General features: G+C 67.8%; 22 protein-coding genes. 14 read left to right on the top strand and 8 right to left on the bottom strand.

Features of this window, described 5'->3' with window-relative positions; genetic code table 11:
• Nucleotides 1-10 precede the first annotated feature (10 nt).
• Both A0O31_RS00680 and A0O31_RS00675 read right to left on the bottom strand, forming a co-directional pair.
• The gene (locus A0O31_RS00680) at nucleotides 11-559 is read right to left on the bottom strand and encodes an NUDIX domain-containing protein (RefSeq protein ID WP_071676250.1); all 549 of its coding nucleotides are present in this window, start codon (nucleotides 557-559) and stop codon (nucleotides 11-13) included.
• On the bottom strand, nucleotides 556-942 hold the full coding sequence (locus A0O31_RS00675) for a GatB/YqeY domain-containing protein (protein WP_071676249.1): 387 nt from the start codon (nucleotides 940-942) through the stop codon (nucleotides 556-558). The genes A0O31_RS00680 and A0O31_RS00675 overlap by 4 nt, the downstream gene beginning before the upstream one ends.
• Nucleotides 943-973: 31 nt before the next feature.
• On the opposite strand from A0O31_RS00675, the gene purH reads away from it, so the two are divergent.
• Nucleotides 974-2464, top strand: a complete 1491-nt coding sequence (purH, locus tag A0O31_RS00670) for a bifunctional phosphoribosylaminoimidazolecarboxamide formyltransferase/IMP cyclohydrolase (protein WP_071676248.1) — start codon at nucleotides 974-976, stop codon at nucleotides 2462-2464.
• On the opposite strand, the gene A0O31_RS00665 is transcribed toward purH, so the two are convergent.
• From A0O31_RS00665 to A0O31_RS00650, 4 genes are read right to left on the bottom strand one after another with little or no spacing between them, the layout of a single operon-like run.
• A complete protein-coding gene (locus tag A0O31_RS00665) occupies nucleotides 2461-3495 on the bottom strand; it encodes a fatty acid desaturase (RefSeq protein ID WP_071676247.1) in 1035 nt (344 codons plus the stop codon). The genes purH and A0O31_RS00665 overlap by 4 nt on opposite strands.
• Before the next feature lie 60 nt (nucleotides 3496-3555).
• A complete protein-coding gene (gene dtd / locus A0O31_RS00660; protein ID WP_071676246.1) occupies nucleotides 3556-4014 on the bottom strand; it encodes a D-aminoacyl-tRNA deacylase in 459 nt (152 codons plus the stop codon).
• Between the two features lie 2 nt (nucleotides 4015-4016).
• The gene (locus tag A0O31_RS00655; protein ID WP_071676245.1) at nucleotides 4017-4868 is read right to left on the bottom strand and encodes a DegV family protein; all 852 of its coding nucleotides are present in this window, start codon (nucleotides 4866-4868) and stop codon (nucleotides 4017-4019) included.
• On the bottom strand, nucleotides 4843-5685 hold the full coding sequence (locus A0O31_RS00650) for a DegV family protein (RefSeq protein ID WP_071676244.1): 843 nt from the start codon (nucleotides 5683-5685) through the stop codon (nucleotides 4843-4845). Before A0O31_RS00650 ends, A0O31_RS00655 begins: the two co-directional genes overlap by 26 nt.
• 98 nt (nucleotides 5686-5783) lie before the next feature.
• Here A0O31_RS00650 and serA point away from each other — a divergent pair, with 98 nt between their 5' ends.
• From serA to A0O31_RS00615, 7 genes are all read left to right on the top strand, one after another.
• Complete coding sequence (gene serA, locus A0O31_RS00645) at nucleotides 5784-7352, top strand: phosphoglycerate dehydrogenase (protein ID WP_071676243.1); 1569 nt, start codon at nucleotides 5784-5786, stop codon at nucleotides 7350-7352.
• 121 nt (nucleotides 7353-7473) lie between these two features.
• The gene (locus tag A0O31_RS00640; RefSeq protein ID WP_071676242.1) at nucleotides 7474-7917 is read left to right on the top strand and encodes a GbsR/MarR family transcriptional regulator; all 444 of its coding nucleotides are present in this window, start codon (nucleotides 7474-7476) and stop codon (nucleotides 7915-7917) included.
• Nucleotides 7914-9092, top strand: coding sequence for an ABC transporter permease (locus A0O31_RS00635; protein ID WP_071676241.1), 1179 nt, complete (start codon nucleotides 7914-7916; stop codon nucleotides 9090-9092). Before A0O31_RS00640 ends, A0O31_RS00635 begins: the two co-directional genes overlap by 4 nt.
• 2 nt (nucleotides 9093-9094) lie before the next feature.
• Nucleotides 9095-9787: an outer membrane lipoprotein-sorting protein gene (locus tag A0O31_RS00630; RefSeq protein ID WP_071676240.1), complete on the top strand. Its 693-nt coding sequence runs from the start codon at nucleotides 9095-9097 to the stop codon at nucleotides 9785-9787.
• A complete protein-coding gene (locus A0O31_RS00625; RefSeq protein ID WP_071676239.1) occupies nucleotides 9788-10984 on the top strand; it encodes an ABC transporter permease in 1197 nt (398 codons plus the stop codon). It abuts the gene before it with no gap.
• A gap of 9 nt (nucleotides 10985-10993) precedes the next feature.
• Nucleotides 10994-11677 carry an ABC transporter ATP-binding protein gene (locus A0O31_RS00620; RefSeq protein WP_071676238.1) on the top strand — a complete coding sequence of 228 codons (684 nt, stop codon included), beginning with the start codon at nucleotides 10994-10996 and terminating at the stop codon, nucleotides 11675-11677.
• Complete coding sequence (locus A0O31_RS00615) at nucleotides 11678-12433, top strand: hypothetical protein (protein ID WP_071676237.1); 756 nt, start codon at nucleotides 11678-11680, stop codon at nucleotides 12431-12433.
• A 27-nt stretch (nucleotides 12434-12460) separates the two neighbouring features.
• Here A0O31_RS00615 and A0O31_RS00610 read toward each other — a convergent pair whose 3' ends face one another.
• Together A0O31_RS00610 and A0O31_RS00605 are read right to left on the bottom strand one after the other, a co-directional pair.
• Nucleotides 12461-12886 (bottom strand): hypothetical protein, encoded by a 426-nt coding sequence (locus tag A0O31_RS00610; protein WP_071676236.1) that lies wholly within the window; start codon nucleotides 12884-12886, stop codon nucleotides 12461-12463.
• Nucleotides 12887-12895: 9 nt separating this feature from the next.
• Nucleotides 12896-14269, bottom strand: coding sequence for a PucR family transcriptional regulator (locus A0O31_RS00605; protein WP_071676235.1), 1374 nt, complete (start codon nucleotides 14267-14269; stop codon nucleotides 12896-12898).
• A 148-nt stretch (nucleotides 14270-14417) separates the two neighbouring features.
• On the opposite strand from A0O31_RS00605, the gene hpaI reads away from it, so the two are divergent.
• The 6 genes from hpaI to hpaD are packed head-to-tail and all read left to right on the top strand — an operon-like array spanning nucleotide 14418 to nucleotide 20461.
• Nucleotides 14418-15311 carry a 2,4-dihydroxyhept-2-ene-1,7-dioic acid aldolase gene (hpaI, locus tag A0O31_RS00600; RefSeq protein ID WP_071676234.1) on the top strand — a complete coding sequence of 298 codons (894 nt, stop codon included), beginning with the start codon at nucleotides 14418-14420 and terminating at the stop codon, nucleotides 15309-15311.
• Nucleotides 15308-16048 (top strand): fumarylacetoacetate hydrolase family protein, encoded by a 741-nt coding sequence (locus tag A0O31_RS00595; RefSeq protein ID WP_071676233.1) that lies wholly within the window; start codon nucleotides 15308-15310, stop codon nucleotides 16046-16048. Before hpaI ends, A0O31_RS00595 begins: the two co-directional genes overlap by 4 nt.
• On the top strand, nucleotides 16045-17592 hold the full coding sequence (gene hpaE, locus A0O31_RS00590; protein WP_071676232.1) for a 5-carboxymethyl-2-hydroxymuconate semialdehyde dehydrogenase: 1548 nt from the start codon (nucleotides 16045-16047) through the stop codon (nucleotides 17590-17592). Before A0O31_RS00595 ends, hpaE begins: the two co-directional genes overlap by 4 nt.
• 12 nt (nucleotides 17593-17604) lie before the next feature.
• Nucleotides 17605-19062: a 4-hydroxyphenylacetate 3-monooxygenase, oxygenase component gene (gene hpaB / locus A0O31_RS00585; protein WP_071676231.1), complete on the top strand. Its 1458-nt coding sequence runs from the start codon at nucleotides 17605-17607 to the stop codon at nucleotides 19060-19062.
• A 5-nt stretch (nucleotides 19063-19067) separates the two neighbouring features.
• A complete protein-coding gene (gene hpaC / locus A0O31_RS00580) occupies nucleotides 19068-19514 on the top strand; it encodes a 4-hydroxyphenylacetate 3-monooxygenase reductase subunit (protein ID WP_071677870.1) in 447 nt (148 codons plus the stop codon).
• A complete protein-coding gene (hpaD, locus tag A0O31_RS00575) occupies nucleotides 19502-20461 on the top strand; it encodes a 3,4-dihydroxyphenylacetate 2,3-dioxygenase (RefSeq protein WP_071676230.1) in 960 nt (319 codons plus the stop codon). The genes hpaC and hpaD overlap by 13 nt, the downstream gene beginning before the upstream one ends.
• Nucleotides 20462-20522 lie beyond the last annotated feature (61 nt).

The raw sequence follows: 20522 nt of genomic DNA, 5'->3' as shown, positions 1-20522 counted from the left end.
AAGGCTATGCCTAAAGGAGGCCCAGGGAGTGCAGGTGGGGCTTGGCGTAGAAGAGGGTGAGGGCGGTGGCGGCGTCCTGGACCTCGCCCCTCTCCAGGAGGGCATAGAGCTCGCCCAGGGAGAGCTCTAGGGGTTCTAGGAGCTCGCCGTCCTCGAGGCGCGGGGCCGCCACCACCTCCGCCCCCAGGGCCAGGAAGGGGTGGAAGACCACGGCGGTGAAGGAGGGTTGGGGGTGGAAGGGGGGCAGGGGGATGACCTCCTTGGCCCGCGCGCCCACCTCCTCCAAAAGCTCCCGCCGCGCCGCCTCCTCGGGGGTTTCCCCGGCGTCCACCTTGCCCGCCGGCACCTCCAGGAGGAACTTTCCCGTGGGGTGCCGGTACTGGCGGATGAGGAGGGCGGTGGCCCTTTCCGTCACCGGCAGGACGAAGCTTGCCGCCACCGGCCCCGGGCGGTAGATGTAGGTGAGCTCCTTGCCCGTGTGGGTCCTCACCCGTTCCCGCACCAGGCGCACGGGCTCGGAAAGGATTTCCTCCAGGGAAAGCCGCTTCCAAGGGCTCATGAGGCCAGGCGCTCAATGACCCGCCGCACCTTTTCCCCGGGGGCCCTGGGGCCCAAGGCCTTGGTCACGGCCCCGATGGCCGCCAGGGGGTTTTTGAACTGGGAGAGGTCCAGGTTTTCCCTAATCCAGGCCTCTATCTCCTCCTCGGTCATCTCCTGGGGCAGGAAGCGGTCCAGAAACGCCACCTCAAAGGCGTTCCCTTGCTCCAGGGCGATTTCCCGAAGCGCCCTTAAGACCTTCACCGCCTCGGCGTCGGGGAGGGGCTTGCCGTCCCCCTTGCGGTCCATCTCCGCCTTCACCACCCGGGCGAAGTCCAGGGTCCTCTGGTCCCGGGCCTTCATGGCCTCCTTGATGGTCTCCTTGATGGCCTCGTAGATGGTCATCCCCTCCAGTCTAGCGGGTACAATCCCTCTCATGTGGGCGCTCCTTTCCGTTTCCGATAAGCGGGGGATCGTGGACTTCGCCCGGGGGCTTTTGGGCTTAGGGTTCCGCCTCCTCGCCACCGGGGGAACCCATAGGGCCTTGGCCGAGGCGGGGCTTCCCGTCACCTACATCTCCGAGTTCACGGGCTTCCCCGAGATCCTGGAGGGCCGGGTGAAGACCCTGCACCCCAAGGTGCACGCGGGGCTTCTCGCCCGGCCGGACCAGGAGGCGGAGCTTCGGGCCTTGGGCCTGGAGCGGATTGGGGTCTTGGCGGTGAACCTCTACCCCTTCCGGGAGACCGTGGCCCGGGGGGCCTCCTACGAGGAGGCCCTGGAGCAGGTTGACATCGGGGGGCCCGCCATGCTCCGGGCGGCCGCCAAGAACCACATGGCGGTCCTTCCCGTCTGCGACCCCGCGGACTACCCCGCCGTCTTGGAAGCTCTCCGGGAAGGGCCAAGCCCCGAGTTCCGCCGGGCCCTTGCCCGCAAGGCCTTCGCCCACACCGCCCGTTACGACGCCGCCATCGCCGAGTGGCTTTCCGGGGAGAAGTTCCCCGAGGAGAAGTTCTTGGTCCTGGAACGGGTTTCGCCCTTGCGCTACGGGGAAAACCCCCACCAGGAGGCGGCGCTTTACCGGGTGGCGGGGGAGGAGGGGCCCCTCCTCGAGGCCCGGGTCCTCCAGGGTAAGGCCATGAGCTTCAACAACTACCTGGACGCCGAGGCCGCCTGGAACCTGGTTTCCGAGTTCGCCGAGCCCGCCTGCGTGGCGGTGAAGCACCAAAACCCCTGCGGGGTGGCCTTGGGGGAAACCCCCCTGGAGGCCTACCAAAAGGCCTACCGGGCGGACCCGGTTTCCATCTTCGGGGGCATTGTGGCCTTCAACCGGGAGGTGGATGGCCCCACGGCCGAGGCCATGGCGGAGGTCTTCCTGGAGGTGGTCCTGGCCCCGGGCTTTAGCGAGGAGGCCCTGAGGGTCTTCGCCAGGAAGAAGAACCTGCGCCTCCTCGAGGTCCCCACCTTGGCCCAGGGCCCCTACCTGGACCTAAGGCGCATCCGGGGCGGGGTCCTCCTCCAGGACGCCGATACCCAAGACCCCATGGCGCCCCAGGTGGTGACGCAAAGGGCCCCGGGGGAGGCGGAGTGGCGCGACCTCCTCTTCGCTTGGAAGGTGGTGAAGCACGTGCGCTCCAATGCCATCGTGGTGGCCAAGGAAGGGATGACCTTGGGCATCGGGGTGGGCCAGACCAACCGCTACGCCGCCGCCAAGCACGCCCTCAAGACCGCAAAGGAAGGGGCGAAGGGAGCGGTTTTGGCCTCGGACGCCTTCTTCCCCTTTGACGACGTGGTGCGCCTGGCGGCGGAGTTCGGCATCGCCGCCATCATCCAGCCTGGAGGGAGCGTGCGGGACAAGGACTCCATCCAGGCGGCGGACGAGGCGGGGATGGCCATGGTCTTCACGGGGGTGCGCCACTTCCGCCATTAGGCGGAAAGCTTACCCCGGGCGGCGTTAAGCCGCCGGTGCGCCTCCCTAAACCCCACCAGCTTGCGGCTTTCCTCGTCGTGAAGGTGCAGGTCGGCGAAGGCGATCTGGAAGGCGTCCTTTAGGGTCACGGTGGGGGCCACCTTCACCAGGTCCACCTCCTCCTGCACCTTGGGCAGGTGGTAGTTGGGGATCTTGGGGGCCAGGTGGTGGATGTGGTGGAAGCCGATGTTCCCCGTGAGCCACTGGAGGACCTTGGGGAGCTTGAGGTAGGTGCTGCCCTCCATGGCCGCCTTCAGGTGCTCCCAGCGGGGGTCGTGCTCCCAGTAGGCGTCTTCAAACTGGTGTTGCACGTAGAAGAGGAAGATGCCCACCATCCCCGCCAGGTACTGGATGGGGAGGTAGACGAAAAGGAGGGTTTTCCAGCCCAAGAGGGTCCCGATGCCGAGAAGGAGAAGGACCAAGGCCAGGTTGGTGAGGGCCACGCTGTTGCGCACGGAGGGGCGTTCCGATCCGTAACCCAAGGGCAGGCGGTAGGAGAGCATAAAGACGTAGATGGGTCCCAAGAAGAACATGACGAAGGGGTTGCGGTAGAGGCGGTAGGCGAGGCGCTCCCTGGGGGTGGCCCGCAGGTACTCCTCCAGGGTCATGGTGTAGATGTCCCCCACACCCCGTTTGTCCAGGTTGCCGCTCGTGGCGTGGTGCCGGGCGTGGGAAAGCTGCCAGTGGTGGTAGGGCACCAGGGTGAGGACCCCGGCGAAGAAGCCCAAGAGGTCGTTCATCCACTTCTTGGGGAAGAAGGAGCCGTGTCCGGCGTCGTGCTGCAGGATAAAAAGCCGCACCAGGAAAAGCGCCGCCACGAAGTCCAGGGCCAGGGTGAGGAGGAGGGAAACAGAAAGCGCCTTGTGGGCGAGGAGGAAGAGGGCGAGGAGGGGGAGGAGGGTGTCCGCCACCTGGCGGAGGCTTCGCAGGGTGTTGGGCTTGGCGTAGGGCTTGATGAGGGGGATCCAGTCTTTGGGTTCTACCTTATGCATAGGCGCTCCTCTTTCGGGGAGTGCCTTACCCTACACGGGAAAAGGATGAGAGGGATGAGGCTACCGGGGTTTTAGGCGGTCTTCCGAGTCCAGGAGGAGGGTCACGGGGCCATCGTTCACCAGGTGGACGCGCATATGGGCCCCATAGACCCCCGTTTCCACGTGGACCCCTTGGGCCAGGAAGGCCTCAATGGCCTCCTCGTAAAGCCTTTTCCCAAGGTCGGGCGGGGCGGCCTGGAGGAAGGAGGGGCGGTGGCCCTTCCGGGTATCGGCGTAGAGGGTGAACTGGCTCACCAAAAGCACCTCCCCGCCCACGTCCTTAAGGGAGAGGTTCATCTTGCCCTCGGCGTCGGGGAATACCCGGAGGTGGACGATCTTGCGGGCCAGGTAGTGGGCGTCCTCCCGGGTATCCCTTTGCCCCACCCCCAGCAGGACCAGTAGGCCTAGGCCAATCCTTCCCACCACCTCCCCTTCCACCTCCACGAAGGCCTCCGTAACCCGTTGCACCACCGCCCGCACCCTTACCTCCTTTCCCCGGCGAAAAGGGCCACGGTGCCGGGGCCGGCGTGAACGCTCACCGCCGCCCCGGCGAAGAGGGTGCCTTGGAGTTCTACGCCTTCCGCCCTTACCGCCTCCGCTAAGGCCCTCGCCCCTTCGGGGTTCCCCACGTGGGCCACGTAGGCCAGCGCTCCTTTAGGGAACTGGCGGCGGAAGAGCTCGGCCACCTTCTTGAGCCCCTCGGCGAAGCCCCGGACCCGGGGGCCTGGCACCACCTCTCCCCCCCGGACCTCGAGGACCGGCAGGATCCGAAGCAGGCTTCCCACCAGGTGCTTCATCCCGGAAATCCGCCCCGAGCGGTGCAGGTAGGTGAGGGTCCTGGGGAGGACGAAGCCCAAAACCCGCTCCCGGTAGGGGGCCAAGGCCTCCTCCAAACGTTCCCAAGGGGTCCCGGTGGCGAGAAGCCGCCTCGCCTCCTCCAACACCAAAAGCAGGCCGCCGTTTAGGGACCAGGAATCCACCACCTTCACCCGCCCGCCAAAATCCTGGGCCACGCTCAAGGCGGTGGCCACGGTGCCGGAGAGTTTCCCGGAGACGTGGACGGAAACCACCCGCTCGTGGGTCTTGAGGAGCGCCTCGTAGGCCTTTCTCAGGTCCTCGGGGGCCACCTGGCTCGTGGTGAGGTGTTCGCCCCTTTCCAAAAGCCGGACCACCTCCTCCGGGGTGATTTCCAGGAGGTCCCGGAAGGTGCGCTCCTTCCACACCACCTGCTGGGGCACCAGGTGGATGCCCCGGGCCTTGGCCGCCTCCGGGGAAAGGCCCACGGTGGAGTCGGCCACGAAGGCGACGCTAGAGGCTATAGGCGTAAAAGCCATAGGTTCCCGGCCCCGTGTGGCTGGCGATGACCGCTCCCAGTTCGCTCACCAAGGCCTCTTCCACGGGAAGGCCCGAGGCGAGGACCATCTCCTTGAGTTCCCGCACGGCGTCCTCCTCGGCGCTATAGAGGAAGAAGGCCCGGATGCGCCCTCGGCCTTGGCCCCAGGTGCGGAAGTCCTTGATGATTTCTTCCCTGGCCTTCCTTTCCCCCCGGGCCCGGCCCGCCGCCTCCACCCGGCCCTCCTTCAGGGTGAGGATGGGCTTGATGCCGAGGAGGGTACCCAAAAGGGCTTGCGCTCCGCCGATCCGCCCGCCCCGCCGCAAGAACTCCAGGGTGGCCACGCTAAAGCGCACGAAGTGGTCCTGGCGGATGCGCTTGAGCTCGTCCAAAACGGAGGGGAGCGGCTGGCCTTCCTCTAGGAGCTCGTGGGCCCTCAAGACCATCATGCCGATGCCCAAGGAGGCGGCCAGGGAGTCAAAGACCGTCACCCGGCCGGGGAACTCGCTGGCGGCAAGCTCCGCCGACTGCACGGTGCCGGAAAGCCGGCTGGAGATGTGGATGGAAAGCACGTGGTCCGCCCCCTCCAGGGCCTCCTGGTAGGCCTTCATGAAGTCCTCGGGGGAGGGCTGGCTGGTGGTGGGGAAGGCGGTGCCCTCCCGCACCTTCTGGAAGATCTCCTCGGGGGTAATCTCCTCCCAGTCGCGGTAGACCCGTCCCCCCAGGTGCACGTAAAGGGGCACCACCCGGACGCCCAGGCTTTGCCGTAGGGGCCTGGGCAGGTCGGCGGTGGAATCCGTTACCAAGGCTACCTTCATCAACGCCTCCTTGTTGTCCGGCCCAGGATACCACAGGAGCGGTGTAGTGTAGCGGGGAAGTTGTCCTTGGGCGGGGTTTTTGCTAGGGTCAAGGGTATATGTGGCGGGTCCTGGTTTCCGATGACATGCGGCTTGGGGACGTGAAATACCCCGGGGTTCTCCTGGACTACCGGCCGGGGATCTCCCGGGAGGAGCTTTTGGAGGTGATTCCCGCCTACGACGCCCTCATCACCCGGAGCCGTACCCAGGTGGACGCCGAGCTCTTGAAGCGGGGCAAGCGGCTTAAGGTGGTGGGCCGGGGCGGGGTGGGGGTGGACAACGTGGACCTCGAGGCGGCAAGCCGCCTGGGCATCCTGGTGGTGAACGTGCCCGAGGCCAACACCCGCTCGGCCGCCGAGCTCGCCTTCGGCCTCCTTTTGGCCGCCGCCCGGGGCATCGCCCTTTCCGACCGCAAGATCCGCCAGGGGGAGTGGGACCGGAAGTTTTTGGGGATTGAGCTCAAGGGGAAAACCCTGGGCATCGTGGGCCTGGGCCGGATTGGAGGCCAGGTGGCCCGCTTCGCCAAGGGGTTTGAGATGCGCGTCCTGGCCTACGACCCCTATATCCCCAGGACCCGGGCGGAAAGCCTCGGGGTGGAGCTACTGGAGCACCTGGAGGACCTCCTCCGCCAAAGCCACTTCCTCACGGTGCACACCCCCCTCACCGAGGAAACCCGGGGGATGATTGGGCGGCGGGAGCTTTACCTTTTGCCCCGAGGGGCCGTGGTGGTGAACGCCGCCCGGGGCGGGATCGTGGACGAGAAGGCCCTGTTGGAGGTCCTGGAGGAAGGCCACCTCTTCGCCGCCGGTCTGGACGTCTATAGCGAGGAGCCGCCCCCCAAGGACCACCCCCTCCTTTCCCACCCCAAGGTGGTCCTCACCGCCCACCTGGGGGCCAACACCCTGGAGGCCCAGGAGCGGGTGGGGGAGGCCATTTTGGAACGGGTGGTGCGCACCCTCGAGGGGGACCTCTCCTACGCCCTGAACACGGGCTTTGACCCGGAGGCCCTGGCCGCCCTGCGGGGCTTTTTGCCGCTGGGCGAGGCTTTGGGCAAGCTCCTCGCCCAGATCACCAAAGGCCGCCCCGAGGCCTTGGAGGTGAGCTTCCTCGGCCAGTTTGAGAAGGACCCCGACCCCATCGCCAACGCCGTGGCCAAGGGTTTCCTCTCCCGGGTCCTCGGGGGCGAAGCGGTGAACCTGGTTTCCGCCAGGCCCCTCCTCAAGGACCGGGGGATCCGCCTCGTGACCCGCCGCTCGGAGGAGGCGGGGGAGTACGCCCGCCTGGTGGAGGTGCGCCTCACCACCGACCAGGAGGAGCGCCGGGCCCGGGGGGTGGTGATGGGGGGGAAGCCGAGGCTCGTGGGGATAGACGACTACGCCCTGGAGGTGGTGCCCGAGGGGTACATGCTGGTCTGCGTGAACTACGACCGCCCGGGCGTGGTGGGCCAGGTGGGGACGCTTTTGGGCGAGGCGGGAGTGAACATCGCCGGGATGCAGCTCGGGCGGGATGTGCCCGGGGGGAGGGCGCTTTTCGTGCTCTCCGTGGACCAGAAGCCCTCGGCGGAGGTCCTGGAGGCGCTTCGTTCCTTGCCGGTGTTGGAGCGGGTGGACCTGGCGGAGATGGGGTAGCCGGGAGGGCCATCTAGGCGAGAGAGATATCACGAGCGGGTGATATCGTGAATAGACTCACTTATACCCACCCCCTCAGTTCAGACTTGACTGAACCTTCAGAACCCCATAGCTTAAACCTGTGGACCCTGAGCTCAAGGGTTGGCTGGAGGAAACCGCCCTCCTCTTTGAGGAAGCGGGCCTGCCCCGCATGGCGGGCCGGGTTCTGGCCTGGCTCCTGGTGGCGGAACCCCCGGAGCAGACGGCCAGAGAGATGGCCGAGGCCCTGGGGGCGAGCAAGGGCGCCTTAAGCCCCGCCCTACACCTCCTCACCCGCCTGCACCTGGTAGAGCGCCAGCGCCGCCCCGGGGAGCGCTCCCACCGCTATAGCGTCCGTCCGGGGACCTGGCGCCGCCTCCTGGGCGAACAGATCCGGGTCTTGGGGCGCTACCGGGAGCAGGCGGAGCGGGGGCTACGCTTGGTGGGGCAGGAGCAGGGAGGGCGGCTAAGGGAGATGGGGGCTTTCTACGCCTTTCTGGAGCGGGAGCTTCCCCAGCTCCTCGCCCGCTTTGAGGAGGAGGCATGACCCTCTTGCGCCTGGCCTGGCGGAACGTGTGGCGGCAAAGGCGGCGCACCGCCCTCCTTTCCTTGGTGGTGGTCTATGTCACCGTGGCCACCCTTTTTCTTTTCGGTTTCCTGGACGGCTACGGGGAGAGCCTGGTGGACGCCTACGCCGGCTATGTGGAGGCCCCGGTGGTGGTGGCCAAGGAGGCGTGGTGGGAGGACCCTGATCCGGAAAACGGCCTCGTGGCGCTTCCCTCCCTGCCCCACCCCTACACCCCCAGGCTTTCCCTCTACGCCCTCCTGCGCTCCCCCTACCGTTCCGAAGGGGGTGTGGCGCTGGGGGTGGACCCGGCGGGGGAAACGAGGCTTTCCCGGGTTCCCGCCAAGGTGAAGGAGGGAAGGTGGCTTTCGGGCCCGGGAGAGGTGGTCCTGGGGTACCGCTTGGCGGAGCGGCTGGACGTGCGGCTTGGGGAAAGGCTTGTGCTGGAAACGGGAAAGGCGGCCTTGGGCCTAAGCGTGGTGGGGGTCGTGCGTTCCGGGGTTTCCAACGTGGACTTCGCTGGGGTGTACGTGCACCTGGAGGACGCCCGGCGCCTGGCGGGGCTTGGCATCCTCGCCACCCACCTGGCGGTGTGGGCCCCCCGGGGGCGGGACGAGGCCACCGCCGAGGCGCTCAACGCCCGGTTGCCCCAGGGTCTAAGGGCCAAAGGGGTGTGGGACCTCATGGGGCCCATCCGGGCCGATTACGAGGGAAGCCGCCTCTTCTACTTTCCCCTTATGGGCCTTTTCATGCTCCTCGCCGCGGTGGCCGTGGTGAGCACCACGTACGTGAGCGTGCGGGAAAGGCTTAGGGAGTTCGCCGTGAGCGAAAGCCTGGGCCTCACACCGGTCCGCCTTGCCGTGGGGGTGGCCCTCGAGGCCGCCTTGGCCAGCGGGGTGGGCCTGGCGCTGGGACTCCTTTTGGGCTATGCCCTCCTCACCTACACCGCCACCCACGATGTCTTCGGACCGCTCATGCGGCTTAGCGTGGAGCTCTTGCCGGAGTCCGGGCTTTCCGAGCACCTGTACACCGCCGTGCGCCCGGTGTACGCCCTTTACGCCTTCTTGGTGGTGGCCTTTTCGGGCCTCCTCGCTTGGCTTTTCCCGGGGCGGCTGGTGTTGCGGTTGGACCTTCCGCGCTACCTAAAGGGGGAGTGAGGATGAAACGTGTCCTAGCCCTGGCGGTCTTCCTGGTTTTGGCCCTGGCGCAAAGCCCTTTGGCCAAGCTCAAGGCGGCTTTGGACCTCCTGCGGGGTCCCGCCCACCAGGGGGTCTACCTGGTCCAGGTGGAGCGCCCCGGGAGCACCAAGACCTACCGGCTTCGGGTGTACACGGATGGGGAGCGGGCCCACATCCGGGTTTTAGAACCCAAGGCCGAGGCGGGGCAGGCCTACCTCTCCTTGGGGCAGGACCTCTACCTCTTTGACCCCCGCTTGGGGCGGACCCTGCGCCTGCCTTCCACGGGCCGCACGGAGCGCTTCCTGGGTTCCGACCTCACCTACCAAGACCTCATGGGCCGGGACCTGGAGGATCTCTTTGCGGTCTCGGAAGCGGATGGGGTCTTGGTCCTCACCCCTAAACCGCAGGCGGCCACCCCTTACGGGCGGGTGGAGGTCCACTTGAACCAGGGCCTGATAGAGCGGGTGCGCTACTACGACCAACGGGGCCAGGCGGTTCGGGAGCTCGTCCTCATGGGTTACCAGCGCCTGGATGGGGCCTTTTTGCCCAAGGCCATGGAGGTGCGGGACCTTCTCAAGGAGGGGTACCGCACGCGGATGGAGATCGGGGAGGTGAAGGTGGGGCCGGTGCCGGAGCGGTGCTTTAACCCGCTTTACCTGGAAAGGGGGTGCTAGGTGCTGCGCCTCGCCTGGCGCAACCTCCTAAGAACCCCGGGGCGGAACCTCGTCACGGGCGGGGTGGTGGCCCTCGTGGTCTTCCTCTCCTTGGTCTTCCTCTCGGTGTACGCGGGAGCCTTTGACGCCTTCTTCCAGGCCACCCTGGACCGCACGGGGCACCTGGTGGTGCGGGTAGAGGGCTACCAGGCGAAGGAGGACCTGGAAAGCCTCACCTTCGTGCCCCCCGCCCTTTCCCTGCCGGAAGGGGCCAAGGCGGAGGGGGTTTTGGAAGGGGGTGGGCTTCTCCTCGCCGGGGAAAGGAGCCGGGCGGTGGTCCTCACGGGGCTTACCCGGGAAGGTTTTGCAAGGCAGAAAAACCTCCTAAAGGAAGGCCGCCTTCCCGAGGCCTCGGGGGAGGCCCTTGTGGGCGAGGCCTTGGCCCGGGCCTTGAAGGTGGGTGTGGGGGGCGAGGTGGTGGCCTACGCTCCCGGGGGCCTGGGGCTTGGGGTGTACGCCTTCCGGGTGGTGGGGCTACTGGACCTGCCGGAAACGCACCTGGAGGCCCGCACCCTCATGGTCCTCTTGGAGGACGCCCAAGCCCTTTTGGCCCCGGGGCGGGTGAGCCGGCTGGAGATCCGGCTTCCGGGGGTGGGCCTTTACGACCTGAAGCCCCTGGAAGACCTGAAGGCGTGCCTGGCGTCCGGGCTTCCCGGGCTTCAGGTGGAAACCTGGCTCGAGGCCAACCCCCTTTATGCCGCCCTCCTGCCCCTTTACGACACGGTGATGGGCGTCTATGTGGGGATTTTCTTCGCCCTAGGGGGGCTTATCCTCCTCAACGCCCTCTACCTTTCCCTGGTGGAGCGGGTAAGGGAGTTTGGGCTCCTTGCAGCCCTGGGGCTCACGGGGAGGCGGCTCATGGCCTTGGTCTTTTGGGAAAGCTTCCTCCTCGTGGGGGTGGCGGCCCTGGTGGGGACGGCGGCGGGGCTACTTCTCCACCTGGAGCTTGCCGATGGCTTCCGCTTGCCGCTACCCGCCTGGATCTTGGAGCAGTATAGGGAGTTCGGCCTGCCGGAGGTCCTCTACGGGCGGCTTGGGGTGAAGGAGGTCCTCCTCACCCTGGGCTACGCCGTGGGGGTGGCGCTTTTGGCCGCCTTGTGGCCGGGGTGGCTGGCCTCGAGGCTGGAGCCCGTGGACGCCATGCGCTACGTGCCGTAGGAGGGTGGTATGGCCATCGTGGAAGCCAAGGGAGTGCGGAAGGTGTACCGGGGGGATGGGGTGGAAACCGAGGCCCTGCGGGGGGTGAGCCTGGCGGTGGAAAAGGGGGAGTTCACCGCCTTGGTGGGGCCCTCGGGGAGCGGCAAGAGCACCCTCCTCCACATCCTGGCGGGCCTGGACCTGCCCACGGAAGGGGAGGTCTATGTGGGCGGGGTGCGCCTGGACCGCTTGGGCCGCTCCGCCCGGGCCCGTTTCCGCCTGGAACGCATCGGCCTCGTCTTTCAAGCCTACAACTTGCTGCCCGTCCTCACCGCCTTGGAGAACGCCGCCTTTGTCTTGGAGCTCCGTGGAGTCCCCAAGGGCGAGCGGGAGAAGAGGGCTTTGGAAGCCCTGGCGGCCCTCGGCCTAAAGGACAAGGCCCACCGCTTCCCCCGGCAGCTTTCCGGCGGGGAGCAGCAACGGGTGGCGGTGGCGCGGGCCTTGGCGGCCGAGCCCGTCATCGTCTTGGCGGACGAGCCCACCGCCAACCTGGACTCCCGGACGGGCCTCGCCCTCATTGAGCGGATGAAGGCCCTGAACGAGGTCCAGGGGGTCACCTTTCTCTTTTCCACCCACGACCCCAGGCTGCTAGAGCACGTGCGCCGGGTGGTGCGCCTGGAGGACGGGCGCATCGTGGGGGAGGAGGTGCGCTAGGTGCGTTGGCTTTGGCCCTTTTTGCTCCTTTCCGCCCTGGGCCAAGGGTGGGAGGTGGGGGTGCATGGCCTGGGGCCTGCGCCCACCCTTTTCCTGCGCCTTTCGGGGGAAGTCGGGGAGGGCCCTCGGGTTTCCTACGCCCTCGCTCCCTACCTGCGGGAGGGAGAGGGTGGGGTTTCCCTGGAAAGGCTTTACTTGGCGGTGGGGGAGGGGGAGTGGGGGCTCCTGCTGGGGCGTTTTCCCTTGACGCTGGGGGAGGGGCGGCTTCTTCCCTACACCTGGAACACCCTGGGCCCTGCGGGGGGCGAGGAGGGGGTATGGGGCGGGGCGCTCACCTGGTACGGCCCCTTGCGCCTGCGCCTGGGCTACGCCTGGGAGCGGGGAGGTTTTGTGGAGGCGGCGTGGCCCGAGGTGCGGGTTTGGTGGGAGAAGGAGGGCGGGGGCATGGCGGGGAGCGTGCGGCTGGGCGAGGTGGTGGCCTACGGGGAGGGCCGGTTCCGGGGGACGAGTCCCTCGGCGCTCGTGGGGGCGAGCCTGGCTCTGGGAGAGGGGATGGTGACCCTCGAGGGCACCTACCCCTGGGGCGGGGCCTTGGGGGTGGTCTGGCCCCTGGAGGGCCTGAGGCTTGCGGGCACCTTGGGATATGGGGCGGGATGGGGGGCTTCGCTGGCCTTGGAGGGGGAGAGGTTTTGGGTGAGGGTGGGCCGGGTAGCGGGAATGTGGGCGTGGGGCTTGGCGATTAGGGGAGAGTTTTAGCACAAGCGGGTTTCATCGTGAACATGTTCACTTACGCTTCCCAAACCCATACACCAGTTCATCCCCCTTCCGCACCACCAAAAGGAGGGCCGGCCGGCCTAGGCTGTCCTTGAGCACGTACTTGGTACGCACCTCCCCGTCCACCACCCGTTCCTCCTGGCTCTCCAGGAGGTACCCGGCGGCGGCGAAGGCGGTGAGGACCTGCTGGACGAAGGCGGCGTGGAGCCTGGCGGCGACGCCCTTGGCGGCGAAGGCCTCGAGGGCATACCCTTTGGCCTCGGGAAAGCGGGCGAGGAGGGGTTCGGGGCTTCGGGCCTTGTAGGAGCCTGCGGGGAGCCGCACGGCGGGGTCCAGGCCCGCGCTTAGGGCGGCCACCGCCGTCACCTCCACCAGGGTTTGGGCCAAGCCTACCCCCAACGCCAGGAAGAGGAGCAAAACCTTAAGCTTTCCCATAAGGGCATCTTAGCCCAAAAGGAGGTCGCGGGCCCGGAGGGCCAGGTGGACCCGGGCCAGGGTTTCCGGCTGGCCCAAGGGGCCCACCACCGCCTCAATGCGCCTTAGGCGGTAGCGCAGGGTGTTGGGGTGGACGTGGAGCCTGTTCGCCGCCTCCTCCACGCCGCCCGAGGCCATGTAGGCCTCGAGGGTCTTAAGGAGCTTGGGGGGAAGGGGAAGGTAACGCTCCACCAGGGCCTTTAGGTCCTCCGGGGACTGTTGCAGGAGGACAAAGGCCACGGGGTCCAGGCCCGTGAAGGAGAGGGCCTCCCCCGCCCGCGCCGCCTTGAGGGCGATGAGGGCCTCGCGGTAGGCCTCCTGCACCGCCCGGTCGGCGTGGACGGCGGAGTAGCCCAGGCGGCTTCCCGGGATGAGGGCCTTGAGGAGGCCTTCCGCCTCCTTCTTGGGGCTATGCACCTGCCACATGGCCGCCACCCGGTTCCCCCGGGTGGCGAGGAGGTAGGGGACCCCAAGCCGGTCCAGGTAGGCCCCCGCCTGACGCCTCAGTTCCAGGGTGGCCTCCCGCCGCCTTTCCTCCGCCAGGCGGTGGCGGCCCGGGACCTCGGGGGGCTCGGCCAGGGCCAGGACCCACTCCACCCCCTCGGCGAAGCCGAAGGCGAAAAGCCTCTCCGCCTCCGCCTCCCCTAGGATGAGGCCCTCTAGAAGCGCCGCCCCCAAGGACTCTTCCCGCATCCTCTCCAGGCTCCGCTCCAAGGCCCGCACCTTGAGGAGCCGGGCCGCCACCTCCAGAAGCCCCCTGGCCCGCCTCAGGGCCCCCTCCTCCCCGTAGGCCACGAGCACCCCCTCCCCGGCCTCGAGGGCAAGCCAGCCCCGCCCCTCCCCTGGGGCCTCGGGATGCCTAGGGGGCACGGGCCCGGCGAAGCCCAGGACCTCCCCCCAGGGGGCCACCCGGGCCAGGGGCAGGCCCGTGGCCTGGTGCAAGACCCCCAGGAAGGGGCGGTCCGGAAGCTTCAGGAGGAGGTCCACGAGGCTCGCCAAGGCCAGGCCCGGCCCCAGGGCAAAGAGGCGGAGGGCGAGGGCCTTTTCCACCTCCTCCCGCTTGAGCCAAGGGGGGTAGAGGGCGAGGCCTAAGCCCTCCCTCCGGGCAAAGGCCTCCACCTCGGCGTCGGGCTCGGGGAGGAGGAAGCCCGTGGCCGCCCGGTAACGGAAGAGGTTCCCCTCGGGGCGGAAGAGGAGGAGGGCCCCCTCCAGGGGAAGGAGCGGGCGGGGTTCGGGGAGGAGGAAGAGGGCGGGCCGGGAGGTGGGGACCTGGAGGGTGAGGCCCAGGTCCTCCACCAGGGCGGTGAAGGAGATGGGGTCTTGACCAAATAGGGCTTCTGACATTGTGTAGTTCACCAATACCATCTCTCCCCATCCGGGGCAAGCAGGGTAGGAGTGTATATCTAAACAAAGATTTGGGAAAGGTTGTTTATCCGCACGATTGCCCAAGCGCCCTTCCCCCGGGCATCCTGGGGGGCGAAAGGAGAAGCCCATGTTCCAGGGTTCCATACCGCCCTTACCCACACCCTTTCGCAGGGGCAAGCTGGACGAGGAGGCCCTGCGCCGCCTGGTGGAGCGGGTGGTGCAGGGAGGGTCCCACGGGGTGAGCGTGGGGGGGACCACGGGAGAGCCCGGCACCCAGACCCTCGAGGAGCGAAAACGGGCCATAGAGGTGGTCCTGGACCAGGTGGCGGGGAGGGTGCCCGTCATCCCCGGAACCGGGGCCCTGCGCCTGGAGGAGACCCTGGAGCTCACCCGCTTCGCCCAGGAAGCGGGGGCGCAAGGGGCCATGGTCATCGTCCCCTACTACGTGAAGCCTAACCAGGAGGGGCTTTACCGCTACTTCGCCGAGGTGGCCAAGGCGGTGCCCGACTTCCCCCTCCTCATCTACAACATCCCCGGGCGGGCGGGGGTGGAGATCGCCCCGAAGACCGTGGCCCGCCTCCGGCGGGACTTCCCCAACATCGTGGGCCTCAAGCACTCCTCCAAGGACCTGGAGTATCTCTCCCAGCTCTTCGCCGAGGCGGGGCGGGACTTCCTCGTCTTCTGCGGCCTGGAAAGCCTCACCCTGCCCATGATGAGCCTGGGGGCGGTGGGCACCATCGCCGCCACCGCCAACTGGCTCCCCAAGGAGGTGGCCCTCCTCTGCGAGAAGGCCCTGGCGGGGGACTACGAGGGGGCACGGGAGCTGCACTACTATCTCCTCGAGGCCAACGAGGCCATCTTCTGGGACACGAACCCCATCCCCCTCAAGACCGTGCTGGCCTGGATGGGGCTTTTGGAGAAGGAGTGGCGGCCCCCCTTGGGCCCCACCACCCCCGAGATAGAGGCGCGGCTTCGCCGGATGGCGGAGCGCTACGGCCTCGTCCCCGTGGAGGCGGCATGAAGCTCGCCCGCTTCCTCGCCAAGGGGAGGGTGCACCAGGGGGTCTTTCGGGACGGCCTCCTCCTGGACGAGGCGGGGGAGGCCCACGACCCCGAGGGGGTCACCTGGCTCCTCCCCTTCACCCCGGGGAAGGTTCTGGGGGTGGCCCTGAACTACGCCGACCACGCCGAGGAGCTGGGCCTCGCCCGCCCCGAGGAGCCCGCCCTTTTCTGGAAGCCCAACACGAGCCTCCTCCCCCACAAGGGGGTGGTGCTCTACCCCAAGGGGGCGCGGTTCGTCCACTACGAGGTGGAGCTCGCCGTGGTGGTGGGGAGGCCCATGAAGCGGGTGAAGGCCAAGGACGCCCTGGGCTACGTCCTCGGCTACACCATCGCCAACGACCTGGTGGCCCGGGACTACGTGACGAACACCTTCCGCCCCCCCATCCGGGCCAAGGGGCGGGACACCTTTTTGCCCCTCGGGCCCTTCCTGGTGGTGGGGGAGGTGGAGGACCCCCAGAACCTCTGGCTCCGGGCCTACGTGAACGGGGAACTCCGGCAGGAGGGGCACACCTCGAGGATGCTCTACCCCGTGGCCGAGCTTTTGGCCTTCATCTCCGAGTTCATGACCCTGGAACCCTACGATGTCCTCCTCACCGGCACCCCCAAGGGGATCAGCCAGGTCCACCCGGGGGACGTGATGCGCCTGGAGATTGAGGGCCTGGGGGCCCTGGAAAACCCCATAGAGGAGGAAGCATGAGGTACGCCGACGCCGTGGCGGGAATCCCTTGGGAAACCATTGAGGCGGTGCGGCAACGCCTTAAGGAGAAGCCCGCCCTCCACTTCATCGGGGGGGCGTTCCTCCCCTCGGAAAGCGGGGAGACCTTCCCCAGCCTGGACCCCGCCAGCAACGAGGTCCTGGGCCATGCGGCGAGGGGCGGGGCAAGGGAGGTGGACCGCGCCGCCCGGGCGGCCCACGAGGCCTTCGCCCGCTGGAGCCGGACCAAGGCCAAGGAGAGGAAGCGCTACCTCCTCAAGGTGGCGGAGCTCATAGAGAAGCACGCCGACGAGCTCGCCGTGATGGAGTGCCTGGATGCGGGGCAGGTCCTGCGCATCGTGCGGGCCCAGGTGGCCCGCGCCGCCGAGAACTTCGCCTTCTACGCCGAGTACGCCGAGCACGCCATGGAGGACCGCACCTACCCCGTGGACCGGGACTGGCTCTACTACGCCCTCCGGGTCCCCGTGGGCCCCGTGGGCATCATCACCCCCTGGAACGCCCCCCTGATGCTCTCCACCTGGCGCATCGCCCCCGCCTTGGCCTTCGGGGATACCGTGGTCCTGAAGCCGGCGGAGTGGAGCCCCTTCACCGCCAGCAAGTTGGCGGAGATCTTCCAGGAGGCGGACCTACCCCCTGGGGTCTTCAACCTGGTCCAGGGCTTTGGGGAGGAGGCGGGGGCGGCCCTGGTGGCCCATCCCCTGGTGCCCCTCATCACCCTCACCGGGGAGACGGAGACGGGGAAGGTGGTGATGCAAAACGCCGCCCGCCACCTCAAGCGGCTTTCCCTGGAGCTCGGGGGGAAGAGCCCGGCCTTGGTCTTCGCCGACGCCGACCTGGAAAGGGCCCTGGACGCCGTGGTCTTCCAGATCTACTCCTTCAACGGGGAAAGGTGCACGGCAAGCTCCCGCCTCCTGGTGGAGGAGGGCATCTTTGAGGACTTCGTGGCCCGGGTGGCGGAAAGGGCCAGGGCCATCCGCGTGGGCCACCCCTTGGACCCCGAGACGGAGGTGGGGCCCCTCATCCATCCCGAGCACCTGGAACGCGTCCTGGGGTACATCCGCTCGGGCCTCGAGGAGGGGGCGAGGCTCCTCGTGGGGGGGAAGCGGGCCACCCGCTCCTTCCGGGGGGAGGACCTCTCCCGGGGCAACTACCTGGAGCCCACCCTCTTCGTGGGGGAGAACCACATGAAAATCGCCCAGGAGGAGATCTTCGGGCCGGTGCTCCTGGCCATCCCTTTCAAGGACGAGGAGGACGCCCTCAGGAAGGCCAACGATACCAGGTACGGCCTCGCCGCCTATGTCTTTACCCGGGACCTGGAGCGGGCCCACCGCCTGGCCCTGGAGTTGGAGGCGGGGATGGTCTACCTGAATAGCCACAACGTGCGCCACCTGCCCACCCCCTTCGGGGGGGTGAAGGAAAGCGGCGACCGGCGGGAAGGGGGCTTCTACGCCCTGGAGTTCTACACCGACCTGAAGGGCGTGGCCCTCCCCCTAAGGCCGCCCCACATTCCCAGGTTCGGCAAGTGAGGAGGTGAAGGTATGGCGAGGACGGGAGCGGAGTACATGGAGGCCCTACGGGAGAGGCCCCCGAACCTCTGGTACAAGGGGGAGAAGGTGGAGGACCCCACCACCCACCCGGTCTTCCGGGGCATCGTGCGCGCCATGGCGGCCCTATATGACCTGCAGCACGACCCCCGCTACCGGGAGGTCCTCACCTACGAGGCGGAGGGGAAGCGCCACGGCACGAGCTTCCTCATCCCCAAGACCAAGGAGGACCTAAAGCGGCGGGGCCAGGCCTACAAGCTCTGGGCGGACCAGAACCTGGGCATGATGGGCCGAAGCCCCGATTACCTGAACGCCGTGGTCATGGCCTATGCGGCGAGCGCCGAGTACTTCGGGGAGTTCGCCGAGAACGTCCGGAACTACTACCGGTACCTCCGGGACCACGACCTGGCCACCACCCACGCCCTCACCAACCCCCAGGTGAACCGGGCCAAGCCCCCTTCCGCCCAGCCCGACCCCTACATCCCCGTGGGGGTGGTGCGGCAGACGGAGAAGGGGATCGTGGTGCGGGGGGCCCGGATGACCGCCACCTTCCCCTTGGCGGACGAGGTCTTAATCTTCCCCTCCACCCTCCTCAAAGAGGGGCCGGGAAGCGAGAAGTACGCCATCGCCTTTGCCCTTCCCACCTCCACCCCCGGGCTCCACTTCGTCTGCCGGGAGGCCCTGGTGGGGGGGGATAGCCCCTTTGACCACCCCCTCAGCAGCCGCCTCGAGGAGATGGACTGCCTGGTCATCTTTGACGATGTCCTGGTGCCCTGGGAGCGGGTCTTCATCCTGGGGAACGTGGAGCTCTGCAACAACGCCTACGCCCAGACCGGGGCGTTGAACCACATGGCCCACCAGGTGGTGGCCCTGAAAACGGCCAAGACGGAGGCCTTCTTAGGGGTGGCGGCCCTCATGGCCGAGGGCATCGGGGCCGACGCCTACGGCCACGTGCAGGAAAAGATCGCCGAGATCATCGTCTACCTCGAGGCCATGAAGGCCTTCTGGACCCGGGCGGAGGAGGAGGCCCAGGAAAACGCCTTTGGCCTCCTGGTGCCGGACCGCAAGGCGCTGGATGGGGCTAGGAACCTCTACCCGAGGCTTTACCCAAGGCTTCGGGAAATCCTAGAGCAGATCGGGGCGAGCGGCCTCATCACCCTCCCCTCCGAGAAGGACTTCAAGGGCCCCTTGGCGCCCCTCCTGGACAAGTACCTCCAAGGGGCCACCTTGGACGCCCGGGAGCGGGTGGCCCTCTTCCGCCTGGCCTGGGACATGACCCTCTCGGGGTTCGGGGCCCGGCAGGAGCTTTACGAGCGCTTCTTCTTCGGCGACCCCGTGCGCATGTACCAGACCCTTTACCAGGTGTACGATAAGGAGCCCTACAAGGAGCGGATCCGGGCCTACCTCAGGGCCGCCCTCGGCGTCTTCGCCCAGGAGGAGGTGGAGGCGTGACCTCCCTGGAGGAGGCCTTCAAGGAGGCCCTAAGCCGCTTCGCCAGCGGCGTCACCGTGGTGGCGGCGCGGGCGGGGGAGGAGCGGGGCATGACCGCCACCGCCTTTATGTCCCTAAGCCTCAGGCCCCCCTTGGTGGCCCTGGCGGTGAGCGAGGGGGCGAGGCTCTTGCCCCTTTTGGAGGAAGCGGGGGCCTTCACGGTGAGCTTCCTGCGGGAGGGACAGGAGGGGGTTTCGGAGCACTTCGCCGGCAGGCCAAGGGAAGGGGTGGGCCTGGTGGAAGGCCGGGTGGAAGGGGCCTTGGCGGTCCTGAGGTGCCGCCTCGAGGCCCTCTACCCGGGTGGGGACCACCGCCTCGTGGTGGGGCGGGTGGAGGCGGTGGACCTTGGGGAGATGGGCCCGCCCCTCGTCTACTTCGCCCGCGGCTACAGGAGGCTTTTATGGCCATCGTAAGGGTGGGTTTCCTGGAAGTTTGGGTGCGGGACCTGGAAAGGAGCCTGGAGTTCTACCGGGGGCTTTTGGGGATGCTCCTGGAGAGGCGGGAGGGTAAGGCGGCCTACCTTCGGGGCTACGAGGAAAGGGAGTGGAGCCTGAAGCTCAAGGAGGCCCCCTTTCCGGCTGTGGCCGCCCTCGGTTTCAAGGTGGACTCGGAGGAGGGCGTTTCCGCCCTTAAGGCCTGGGCGGAGAGGGAAGGGCTTCCCCACCGGGAGGAGGCGGACTGGGCCCGCCCCCGGATCCTCCGGGTGCAGGACCCCTTCGGCTACCCCTTGGCCTTCTACTTCCAGGCGGAAAAGCTTCCCCGGATGCTCCAGGAGTACCACCTCCACCGGGGGCCCGGCCTCCTCCGCCTAGACCACATCAACCTCTTCTCCCCGGAGGTGGACCAGGCCACCCGCTACTACCAGGAGGCCCTGGGCTTCCGCCTCACCGAGTACACGGAGGACGAGGAGGGGAGGCTTTGGGCGAGCTGGCTCCACCGCAAGGGGAACGTGCACGACGTGGCCTTCACCAATGGGGAAGGCCCTAGGCTCCACCACTTCGCCTACTGGCTTCCCGACCCCATGGCCATCATCCGGGCGGCGGACATCCTGGCGGGGGCGAGGCGCACGGAGGAGATTGAAAGGGGCCCCGGGCGGCACGGCATCTCCAACGCCATGTTCCTCTACCTGCGCGACCCCGATGGGCACCGGGTGGAGCTTTACACCTCGGACTACCTCACCGTGGACCCCGACCTGCCCCCGGTGCGCTGGAGCCTCAACGACCCCAGGCGCCAGACCCTCTGGGGCCACCGCACGCCCAAGAGCTGGTTCCTGGAGGGGAGCACCCTTCTGGACCTTTCGGGGAACCCGGTGCCCAGGCGGGCCTCGAGGCTAGAGGGTATCCCCGAGCACGTGATCTAGCTTGACGGGACACTTGTCCCTAAGTAGACTGGAAGCCAAACGATCGTTAGTTAGACCCTAT

The organism is Thermus brockianus (genome assembly GCF_001880325.1).
Classification (GTDB): Bacteria; Deinococcota; Deinococci; order Deinococcales; family Thermaceae; genus Thermus; species Thermus brockianus.
Note: the sequence above shows the minus strand (reverse complement) of the source record. Positions and strands in the feature narration are given on the sequence as shown.